Below are 11,878 nucleotides of genomic sequence, written 5' to 3'. Positions count from 1 at the left end.
TTTAGTTGGTTGGTTTCATACAAACATATTTTACTTTCATTTTTCTTTTTTTTCCAAAGGTGATCGTACTAAGCATGGAGCCTCCGAAGGTGTTTTTGAATTCAACTGAATGCAATTTCCCTGTTTTACATTGATCATTTGTTTTTATGAGATAGGTGAAATCTTTTGACATTGCATCTATTTTGATAACGGTATCTACTTCTACCACTTGCATCCCGCGGTAATAATCACCTCTATTTGATACCGGATCGGGTTGTGGTGCGCCATTAATACTCCTTAATCTTATGGAATACGAAGCACAAGACGTCATGAGTATGAGCAACACCATTGATACTATTTTTTTACCTATCTGATTCATCATATTATAGTTTGTGTTTTTTAATTCAAGATATTTGTAACTTTTTTAAAACGTCAGTAGCATAGCTTACACCAAAATTATCAGATAAGCCTAAGGACTCCTCTCTCCCTAGTGTGTAATTTATTGAGGTCACATTTTTAGGTGCATAGCATAAAATCAAATCGGTAAACACATTATAAGCACCTTTAGTTTTCTTCTTAGATTGTGTTAGCCCACTGTAACTTACCGAAGCGAATTTTGAGCAGTCTTGTAGATTGTTATTATGATCGAGATAACTTTTGCCCGCAATAACTTGGCATCCAGCTGAAAAGTTTGTGCCTCCAATACCACTCCAATGAATATTAATAGAATTATTAACCCTCAGACCTTTTAGTTTGCCCGTTGCATCTTTTACTTTTATATCCTTATTTGTGTACGCATTGTCGCCATCCCAATCGCGAATTATCATGACGCCACGGTGGTCTAAAGGTTTTAAAGCTCTATAAATTTTCCGTTCATTAGTGATTTTATGCCAGCCAAATCGGTACTCATGTTGCCCCTCTATTAAAAAGGCTTCATCATGTCTTTGTGCCATTTTAGCACTAGCATCCGTAGACCCCCAAAACGTAAACACCATACCATTAATAAGCAGAAAAAATAAATCGTCGTTTTTTCTTTTTTCCGCGCTTTGTGTTTGTGCCCGTCGCACACCAATAAGATGAATTTTATTGGGGCTAAAGTCCCAATCAAGTGGTTTTTTTGTGGCGTATGTTTTTGACAATGCATTTAATGCTTTCAAAATAGGACCAGGATTATGGGTGTAATGAGATTTGGCTTTTTCAAGAAGTGTCATCCATTTTGAATATTGGGTTGATGGGTTTTCAATACTCATTTTTCCCCAGGTTGAAACTTGGCCTGTATCCGACCATCGCTGCATATGCTTTAAAGTACCACTGCCAACGATGCCATCTGGAACCATTTGTGACATGCCCTCTACCGTGCGTACATATTCTTGAAATAATCGCACGGCAGCCTGAGTTACATAACCAAAAACACCATCAAAGGAAGCCCGCGGCATAAAACCTGCCTTAAATAGAAACTGTTGCAATTTTAAGACTTCACTACCCTCGGTTTCTCTAAATGATCGCCATTTAGTGCGGTCATCATCCCTAAAAGATACTTTCCCTATTAATAAACCATCCATATGATAAGGTTTTAGAAATTGGGTTCTATCTGCTGGTCTTTTCCCTGTATCATAACTTCCTAAAAACAAAGTTGCCATAATGTGTTGTTTTTAATTTAAATATTTTTTTAACTCACTTTTTATATGATCAAGACTTTCCAGTACTTTTTTATTTTTGACATATTGTTGAAAAAATTCAATTTGTGATATTTCAATATTGATATACCTCGGACTGTATAGTTGTTTAAATATTTCACCATATCGCTTAAGTATATCCCGTTCTGATTCCTCTACATTTTTGGCTTTGATTAGCATTAGAGCATATCGTAATTCGGTCATCCCTATGAGTACAGAAATATCAAGGTCGGCCTTATCAAATTCATCCAACTCTTTTATGAAATCATTGAGGAATTTTTCCATATTCGTAAGCTTTTTAAATAGCTTGTTTTTGGTGATACGCTTTATCAGGGCTTCGTCCTTTAAGTCTTCTAGAAAAATACCGACATATATCATATTGGATAAGGCATTTAGATAATGCCCATCATATTTATTTTTTGAAACCATTAAAGCCTTACCGTAGTTTTCAAAGGATTTGCGTAAATAGTCAATTTTTAATGAGTGATCATCAATACAATTGGCGGCTTGTTTATAGGCATTTGCTACAATGTTCAATCGACTGGAGTTTTCTCCGGCAAGCATAAGTAATTCTGTGTTTGCTACATAATTTTGGATAATAACGGTCTTGTCATGGCCTTCTAACCCAACTAAATCTTGCTTTAATTTATGGAATTGTACTTGACAGTATTGTTCTAGTGCTTTAATGGAATAATTACCACTATCAAACAAAAACAAGTCTTCATATTTTTGATTGGCGACTTCAGACATACCCAATTCGTCATAAATTAGCGCTTCTTTTTCTAATACACCAGCATCAAGCAGGTTGGCTATTTCTGCCCGTTTGAGTAAGGCGTCTAATTCCTTTTCTGCGTCATATTTACTTTTGTTTTTATCGCGGATAGCAATCAATAGATTGTCTAAATCTGTATGGACTTGTGAGGCCACAACATATTCCTGCTCCTGATGGCCTAGTTTTGAACGACTCTTAAATTTATAGAATTGGTTTCCATAACATTGGTAGGCGCCCCAAGTATTTGTATTGGGGAATTTTCTATGGCAATCGCGCCGTGCTAATTGAACGGCATCTCCAAAAATATACCCCTGAAACATACGTTCGTAAAAAGTTTCGGCAAACACTTTTGCAGCGCCATCATCTACCGCCCAGCCTGAGATTACAATAGCTTTAACACCCATTTCAATGAGCTGTGTACCAATATTGGCAGCCAAGCGGTAACGTTGTTTATGATACACATCATCTTTAGCTTTTAAAGTCCCGGAAAAACAACAATTTATAAAAACGAATTCGGGCACGTAGCCTATTTGATTAATCATGGCGGGATCAATACAAATACCATTACCAATGGCAATTCCAACATTACAGTTGTCAGGGTCGTAAATACCATGTCCAGCAAAATGCATTATTTTGTAATGTTTATTAAACAATTCCATCATAATATGTTTTGCCGTTGAGTTTATAAGGGCGTTGGTATTAAATCCAGATAGTTTAAGTTTATTAGTAATCCATATGGCTTCATCCTTTGCAGCCGGTAAAGGCGGTAAATCATTTTGATTGTATAAAGGGTCACCAACAATTAGGGCTTCTATGTTGTTTAAGGCTACTTGGTTGTAGTTCACGGCATCTTCAGTTACTAATTGCCTTATGAATCCCGATGTTACTGATCCAGGAATTTCTGTAGAGCTGCTATCATGTAATAATTCCCATGGTATTTGTGCGGCATATTTATCTAATTTAAGCAGCAGTTTGTCCTGATTTCTAAATCTATTTTTAAAATCGTTAGGTACTAACATTTCAAATAAAGCTTTTGAAAGCCTTCTATCCCAGTTCGCATTGGTAGACATTTCTTCTAAGAGGTGATTGATTTTGTATAGACCTATACCAACCATTTCTTGTTCTACCCGAGCCAAGCCATTCGATGAATAATATTTAAATCCAGTTACACCATCCTCTGAGCATACTTTGTTTTCATCCTGTTCAATCAAACTATCAATATGTAAATTGTACCACCAATTGTAATCTGTGGTATGGAACATTTTACGTTTTTTAGCTCCCGCTCTTCGTGTTATTCCTTTTGTTAAAATGAAGGGCATTCTATCATCTGCATTTTGTAACCTGGACAAGCTAAAGTAAGCTTCGCTAGAAACGGATTCATAATAATTCATGATTTCAACCTCTTTAATACTTTGAAGTCCTTCCTTAGTATCGCTGATTTGCTGATTGGCCTGTGCAATACCAAGTAAAATCCCTTTTATAGAATCCTCCACAGGAAGTTTTCCATAGCCTGTGCCCAGGAGGACCAGTGAAATGCCATTAGCATACTTCTTGGCTTTTGGTAGCGTGTAATTATCGCGCATAAACATGGCGTATTTAAGTACAGCTTGTTTTACAGACTTTGAAAGTAGAAATGATGTTAGGGCATCTGCACTTCCAAGGCCGCATATTATGGCCCCTCTTGGTTGCGTTTTTAAATTAAAAAACACCTCGCTTTCTCCAATAGCACCAGGGTAATAACCAATACTCTTTCTTTGTGATAGCCTATTGTTTAGGTATTCATCTAAGGCCTTTTCTGCACTTAAAATAAGATCCATATAAAAATGACCCACCATAACAGGATAGGAAGAGGCCCTTAAGTCGCCATGCACAACTTTGACATTAAAAGCTTCGTTTTCAGCTTTGATTACTTCAGTAATATTAAAAATTGAATTCACTACAGATTCAGAATCGAAAACTGGTTCAGGCGATTCGTAAATATCAGATATTATTTCACCCCCTCTAGTAATGGGCTTTTCTGTATTTAATCTATTGGTAGTTCCTGTAGATAAAAGGTCTGAAATCCCATCAAAAATATACGCTTCGTTTGCCAATTGCCCATGCGTAGTATGGGTGTAGTATACATTGCCATTTTTTATGAGCTCTTTTGGTATTCCCGTTGCCCAAGTGACGCTGCCATCACCGTACGAGGTGGCCTTGTAAACCAGTTTTTTATGACGTGAAAAAAATCTGTTTTCAAGTTTGTAATCATATACTGTCTTATCTGATTGGCCGCAGATATAAAATACATTGTTGAAGTCACCGTCGTTTAAGTTGTCAAGGAAGGTCTGCACGCGCGTTCTATAGTTACTAAAACCTTTTAACGATTTCTCATTAGTACTGGGTTTGGGCATGTGCTTTAAATTTGCCTTAGCATCTAAATCTTCCCAGAATGTGCTGTCCCAAAATGCATTATCTGTTTCTTTCTCAATAGGTAATAATTCAAAAATACCCGGGAATTTCCAAAATACTCGTAATAAGTCACTGCGGTCATTTTCAAAATCTATGGCTGCCAATTGTTTCACACGCCCACTATGACCAGTAAGAACTTCCATGATTAAATAAGATCCTAGCCATGGGGTACCAAGCATTATAAATTTGTTACTATTGTTTTTCTTAAATAAGTCCCAAGTAGCGGAATGATCCATCATACACTGCCTAACTACGAGACCACCCATAGAATGCGCTACAATATTGATGTTAACTTTATACTTTTCTATAATTTCATCAAGCTGTTGCTTTAATTTTTGAGCTGCTTCTTTTAAGGATTTTCGCCAATCAAATGCTAAAGTAATCACATCATATTGCTCTAATAAATGATTAGCCAGATCATTATAATACTTTTTAATCACGCCATTGGCTTCAACATTATCTGCGCTAATATTTAGGTTTTTTGTTATCCCTCCGTTGTGCATCTTTCGCATGTCTACCCATTGGTTTTCTCTATTTCTAGCCAAGGTAGAACCCATAATGCCTGGGATTAGGATGACCACATCTCTAGTGATTTCTTCGGGTAGAACCATAACACCTTCCAAAGACAGCTTATCTAGTAAAATACCGCGTTGTCCTTCGGCATAAGACTCTTTCGTGAATAACGTGACAGGATTTGTTTCATCCGCTTTTAAAGCTTCTAATATGGCAGGGCAGGAATCATTGGCTGCAAAATAATTAAAGTGACTGCTATGACGCCCTTTAGAAAGGTACTTGTACATGCCATTTTTTCTTATAGCACCATGAGACATGCGTCGGGTATCCACAACCAGATCATTATCATCCCGATAAAATAAGTTAGCTAAAATTACTTTTAATGAGCTAAAGTTAATGCCACCCACGTCAGAATCACCAGATATATTATACAGGTCACTTGCAACAGAGTCATCTGAAATATTCATCATTTTTTGAAATAACGATTCTGGCATCATGGCATTAAGCCCAGGTAAAACATCCGGATTATCTTTTTGACTTATCAATTCTAGAAGAAAGGCCTTAACGGTATGATATAATGGATTTGCAATGCCAAAAGCTAAGGAGGCCGCATTTAATAATAGATTAAAGAAATGGTCTACACGCCGAGATAAAATGGTTGTTCCACTAGCCGGGGCCGCAACTCTAATAACTTTATTTATTTTTATCTTTTTCTGAGCAGCAACTTGATTAATGGAAACCATTAGAGCACGGTTTTCTTCTTCTGCTTTTCCTTTTAAAATACCAATTTCTTTTTCACTAAAACCAGGAGCTGGATTATTATAATCACATTTCGCTAAAATATCAGCTATGAGTCCACCACGGGAATGACTTAAAATATCAAGAGTACATGCTTTTGGACAAGCATTTAAAAAATCTAAAGCATTTTTAAGTGGACTTTCAGAAAGCGTGTAATGTTCTAAGGCTATTACTCGGTTTTCATAAATATGATACATAGCTCGCCAAGTATCATTATCTTGATTTAATTTGAAAAAGGCATCTTTTGTTGTAGACAAGGTGCCATGAAGAAGCAGCAAAAATGGTTTGGAGACGTCTGAAGTTGATTCATATTCAAGCTTATCAAAATTAGCGTCTAGTTTATATAATCCAGGGTGCGGTTGTATTTTCTTATCGTAGGCCATTGCTAAAGCCTCCATGGTTACTTTCGCTATTTTCTTGGGTGTAAAAACGCTAAAAACTTTCACTAATGCTCTTTTAATAAAACCTCGACTAGAATTTTCATCAGATATTTGAATCTCAAAAATGTAGTCATCTTCAGATAAGGAGCGTTTGGTTTGTGTCTTTTGTTCATAAATGGCTTGAACATCTTCAGGGTGACCTATCCACTCCGTATGGTCGGTAAATTCTATAGCAACAAGATCATCATCATTTAACTCAACAGTATTAATCGTATTGCTGGAGCGTGTTGCAGAAACTTCAATGTATGATTTGAGTTCAAATTCCCGTTTTAACGTTTGTGGAATTACATAATTAACAGATTTCACATTGCGATCAACACCAATTATTTTTGCTTTTTTAGTCATGTTTGTTATGTATTAATTAAAACAGCACTAAAATTCAGGGGTTAGACTTCTAGCATACATGCCGCCTTGAATTGTAATGCTTTTCGCTGGTTTTATTTTTAATAATATGAATTCAGAAAACATCAAATACAACCGGTAAATGGACTTATTTGATGTTGAAATTCAGGTATGTGAAAAAGGGATTGCCCCAATTGAGCATACACATGCTGTTAATAAAAGCTATAAGGAGAGCACACTTAATTCTAAAAAATATATTAAGTGATTGTTTAAAGTTAACAAAAAATAACTAATAATCAAATAGTTAGAGTGATCTGTCTCTGTGTTTAATGCTTAAAAAAAATAGGGAGGTCTGTTTGTTTAATCCAAATTGAAAGCGTGTAATCTTATAATTAATTAAAAAAAATGTTTAAAAATGATTTATTCTTCCAGTGAATTGCAAATCAATTTTTGTGCTTTTTTAAAGCATATTGGAACCATAATAAATTTTTGCTATCTTAAATGGATGATTTTTTAGATTAATAGTTGCCACTTTATCTATAAAACAAATAGCTTTTTATTAGATGCTCTAGGCAGTCTGAGTAAATAGATACGATTTAGAAAAGAGGAGCTAAAAAGGAGTCATGGCGTTATAAACTTAAATTTTGGATTATATGTTACATAATGTTTTATTGGAACGAGAAATATATGCATCAGAAGAGCATAGAATGATGCAAGACATGATTCAAGATTTTATTAAAAATGACATGCTTGATCACATAGAGGAATGGGAAAAAAATGGCATGGTAAGTCATGAAATCTGGGAACGTGCCGGAGCACTAGGGTTATTATGTATAGATATGCCCGAACAATATGGGGGAAGTGGTTTAGATTTTAGTTATAGCGCTCTTTTTATTGAGGAATTGGGGAAAGAAGGCATTACAGGACCTGGTTTTTCATTACATTCTGATATTGTAGCACCTTACTTATTAAAGTACGGTACTGAAGCCCAAAAGCAAAAATACCTTCCAGCTATGGCTACCGGTAAAATGATTACTTCACTCGGTATGACTGAACCAAGCTGTGGGAGTGACCTAAAAGCTATTAAGACGGTTGCAGCAGATAAAGGTGACCACTATTTGGTGAATGGACAGAAAACTTTTATTACCAATGGCTATATGAGTTCTATGTCTATCGTAGCGGTTAAGACCAATAAAGGTACAGAAAAAGAAGGGGTGTCTTTGTTGATTATTGAAAGTGCACTTGAAGGCTTTGAAAAGGGAATGCCCTTCAAGAAAATAGGAATGAAAGCACAAGATACCTGCGAATTGTTTTTTGATAATGTCAAAGTGCCTAAAGAAAATTTATTAGGACAGGAAGGCGAGGGGTTCAAAATTATGATGGAAGAATTGCCTAGAGAACGCTTAACAGTGGCCCTTAATGCCATTGGTGGGGCAGAGGGAGCCATAGAAAAAACCATTGCATATACGTCAACACGAACAGCTTTTAAACAACCTATTGCAGGTTTTCAGAACACACAGTTTAAGCTCGCGGAGTGCGCTACACAATTACAAGTTCATCAAGCTTTTATAGACCGCTGTACGCTTTTATTATCAGACCATCAGTTAACAACTGAAAGTGCATCAATGGCAAAGTATTCGGCAACAGAAATGCATAATAAAGTGGTTGATGAATGCTTACAACTGTTTGGGGGCTATGGTTATATGTGGGATTATCCTATAGCACGAATGTATGCAGATAATAGGGTAGCCAGAATTTATGCTGGCACTAATGAGATTATGAAAATATTAATTGCAAGAGGTTTGTATAAAGAATTGTTTCAGGAAATGAAGGCAAGGAGAAGGGATTAATCAAATTAAAAATCATGCTATTACATCATAATAGCCATGCAAAAATGGGCTACTTATTTATAATTAAGTTTTTATATATTGTTTAATATTAGAGAAGGCCTTGCTTATTCAATGAGAAGTACTTTTTGGATTATAAAGGTTTTAAAACAATTATTTTATTTGTGTAATGAAAATAAAATTTTACGGAACACGAGGTGCGATTCCAGTTTGTGATCGGGGTTTTTTGGAATTCGGAGGTAACACGACCTCCATAAAAATCACCAGGGATAATGGTCGAGTTGCTATAATTGATGCTGGAACAGGAATAAGGAATTTGGGCAAGGACCTTATTAAAGAGGGATTTCATCAAAATGAGTTGTTTATTGGATTTAGTCATTTTCATTGGGATCATATTCAAGGGTTTCCTTTTTTTAAATGTGCTTATGATTCCCAAATGGTTATCAATATATTGGCTATGGGTAAAGACAGAGAAATAAAGAATTTAGAAGATATTTTTAGGGAACAGATGAAAGCTGAATATTTTCCCATCTCTTTAGAGAAAATGGGAGCAAGATGCAATTTTTTAAAAATTAATGAGAATGACTTAAGAATAAATGATGCTACTGTTCGAGTGATTAAGCAGAGTCATCCAGGTGATTCATTTGGTTATCGCTTGGAGGATAATGATAAAAGTCTTGTGGTTTGTACAGATATTGAACATGGCGAATCAGTTAATCAAGATATAGTTGCATTTTGTAAAGACGCTGATTTGCTTGTGCATGATGGGCAATATACCAAAGAAGAACTTCTAACGCGCCGTGGATGGGGCCATAGCAGTTATGATCAAGCCATAGAAGTAGCAGAGCAAGCCGGTGTTAAAAAACTAATTATAACGCATCACGACCCTGAGCATAATGATGTTTTTCTTTCTAAAATGGAAAAGGCATGCCAAGCAAGATTTTCCAATTGTATGTTAGCTAGAGAGGGCATGGAGATTACCATATAATATGGGTTGGATTATTTAGAAAAGTAGTAAAAATACTGCGGCATAGCGTGGTTTTGAAATTTTAGAAATGATTGTTAACTTGCCACAAATATTTTAGTTGTTTTTGAAAAAATATATTGGCCTCATATTAGTAGTTGTTATCGTTTCTTTTTGCGTGTTTTCATTCAAGGCAAATTCAGTGGAATCCAATAATGAAAGCGTTTTAACTGAATCTCCTGCTCCGGAAGCGCCAAAAAAAGATCCCCCATTGTTGCTTGAGTGCTATCCTGAAAAGAGCACAAAAGCGGTAAGTCATAAATTAGACTCATTATTAAAGCGTATAAATAAAAGACACGATTTTCATGGTGCAATTCTTGTAGCCAAGAACAAAAAAATATTATATAAGAATCAAATTGGTTATGCAGATTTTCAGAAGAAAACACCTTTAAATGAGGCATCAGTTTTTCAACTTGCATCTGTAAGTAAACAGTTCACAGCCGCCGCAATCATGTTGCTTAATGAACGCGGTGAAATTAAACTGTCGGATACCATAAATACGTATTTCCCTAACTTTCCTTATCACGGGGTAACTATTGAAAACCTTTTAAACCATACTGCCGGATTACCAAAATATTTTTGGGTAGCTGAGCACAAATGGAATCAGGAACGGCCGCCAATAAATAGTGAAATGATGGCCTTACTGGAGGCTAGTAATGTGCAGCGATTTTTTAAGCCAGGACGTAATTTTGATTATTCTAATACCGGTTATATTGTCTTAGCTTCAATTGTTGAAAAAGTGTCTGGAACGGCTTTTAGTGCTTTTTTAAGAAATAACATTTTTGATCCACTTGGAATGGATGATTCCTATGTGTATAGTTTTGAAAATGACAGTATTAAAGAAAATCAATTAACAGGATATAGACTGTATAGAGGCTGGAGGCATCTCAAAATTAATAGTACTGTTAACGATGCAATTGTTGGTGACAAAAATGTATATACCACTATTGAAGATTTATATAAGTGGACCCTTGCATTAAATACAGGTAAATTGCTGTCTCAGGAATCATTAGACCTTATGTATTCTAAAGGAGAAACACTTTCAGGAAGAAAAATTCCATATGGTTTTGGGTTTAGAATTGATACGGATGGACAAAAAAGTATTTACCACCATGGTAAATGGAATGGGTTTCGCACTGGCCTTACAAAATATATAGACGATGATTTGGTGGTTATCGTATTAGAACACACCAGTTATAATTCAATAAAATCACTCAATGGGAAAATAAGGAAAATTGTTTCTGAGAATTTCCGTGTTTAATTTATTTAATGCTATTTCTTTTTGGTAGTGAAAGTAACTGCCTTTATTAGATGCTTCGTTCTTTTTTAAATCAAATTGATTTTTTTTATTTCGTCCTTGATTAATATATTATAAATCAGGAATAAATGATAACTTTAACCTGAGTTTTACTATATTTAACTGAAATACATAATAGCATACCCATATAATTTCTCCCTACGGTATGGTATATTTAATAGTTGGCCCCATTTTATTTCTATAGTGATACTATAGATTTTTTTAAACCTATTAATTTAAGAATAAAAAAATGAAAAAAACCAACCAAATTTTTATTGTCTTATTCATGCTAGTGATAGGCAATATCAGTTATGCCCAAACAAACATTATTACGCTGCATGTAAACACTGATGAGTTAACAAATAACAATGTGAATTCTGAAGAAATTACTTATTTTACAGCGCCAGATTCCCAGGTAGATGTTGCCTCTCCGCCTGAAGCATTTACAATTACAGTTGAAGAAGGATCCACCATTATTTGGGAAGGCGTATCAAGTTCTAATGATGAGGATACTATTGAAATATATATGATTAAGCGCGAAAGAGGTCCTCGAATATTTAGTTCTGATGAAATACGGGGTAATGGTAATGGCCGCGCAAAAGCTGTTGCTAGAATGCAGACTGATGGAGAGCCATATAAGTACAAAATACTCTTTAAAGTTAATGGAACAGGACGTATGTATAAAATTGACCCTAAAATTAAAGTTAGGCCTCGAATATAATTTGTTTTTGGGTTTTCA

At 35.3% G+C, this 11,878-nt stretch carries 7 protein-coding genes; 4 read left to right on the top strand and 3 right to left on the bottom strand.

Features of this window, described 5'->3' with window-relative positions; all coding sequences use genetic code 11:
• Position 1 precedes the first annotated feature (1 nt).
• The 3 genes from IE051_RS16580 to IE051_RS16570 are packed head-to-tail and all read right to left on the bottom strand — an operon-like array spanning position 2 to position 6,974.
• Complete coding sequence (locus tag IE051_RS16580; protein ID WP_189362529.1) at positions 2–361, bottom strand: hypothetical protein; 360 nt, start codon at positions 359–361, stop codon at positions 2–4.
• Positions 362–383: 22 nt separating this feature from the next.
• The gene (locus IE051_RS16575) at positions 384–1,619 is read right to left on the bottom strand and encodes a peptidoglycan-binding domain-containing protein (RefSeq protein WP_189362528.1); all 1,236 of its coding nucleotides are present in this window, start codon (positions 1,617–1,619) and stop codon (positions 384–386) included.
• Between the two features lie 12 nt (positions 1,620–1,631).
• The gene (locus IE051_RS16570; protein WP_189362527.1) at positions 1,632–6,974 is read right to left on the bottom strand and encodes a CHAT domain-containing protein; all 5,343 of its coding nucleotides are present in this window, start codon (positions 6,972–6,974) and stop codon (positions 1,632–1,634) included.
• Positions 6,975–7,624: 650 nt separating this feature from the next.
• On the opposite strand from IE051_RS16570, the gene IE051_RS16565 reads away from it, so the two are divergent.
• The 4 genes from IE051_RS16565 (at position 7,625) to IE051_RS16550 (ending at position 11,860) form a co-directional block, all read left to right on the top strand.
• The gene (locus IE051_RS16565) at positions 7,625–8,821 is read left to right on the top strand and encodes an acyl-CoA dehydrogenase family protein (protein WP_189362526.1); all 1,197 of its coding nucleotides are present in this window, start codon (positions 7,625–7,627) and stop codon (positions 8,819–8,821) included.
• A gap of 166 nt (positions 8,822–8,987) precedes the next feature.
• Positions 8,988–9,806: an MBL fold metallo-hydrolase gene (locus tag IE051_RS16560; RefSeq protein ID WP_189362525.1), complete on the top strand. Its 819-nt coding sequence runs from the start codon at positions 8,988–8,990 to the stop codon at positions 9,804–9,806.
• A gap of 103 nt (positions 9,807–9,909) precedes the next feature.
• Positions 9,910–11,103 carry a serine hydrolase domain-containing protein gene (locus IE051_RS16555; protein WP_229796852.1) on the top strand — a complete coding sequence of 398 codons (1,194 nt, stop codon included), beginning with the start codon at positions 9,910–9,912 and terminating at the stop codon, positions 11,101–11,103.
• A gap of 286 nt (positions 11,104–11,389) precedes the next feature.
• Positions 11,390–11,860: a hypothetical protein gene (locus tag IE051_RS16550; RefSeq protein WP_189362523.1), complete on the top strand. Its 471-nt coding sequence runs from the start codon at positions 11,390–11,392 to the stop codon at positions 11,858–11,860.
• Positions 11,861–11,878: the final 18 nt, after the last annotated feature.

This window comes from Algibacter mikhailovii (assembly GCF_014651495.1).
In the GTDB taxonomy this organism is placed as follows: Bacteria; Bacteroidota; Bacteroidia; order Flavobacteriales; family Flavobacteriaceae; genus Algibacter_E; species Algibacter_E mikhailovii.
Note: the sequence above shows the minus strand (reverse complement) of the source record. Positions and strands in the feature narration are given on the sequence as shown.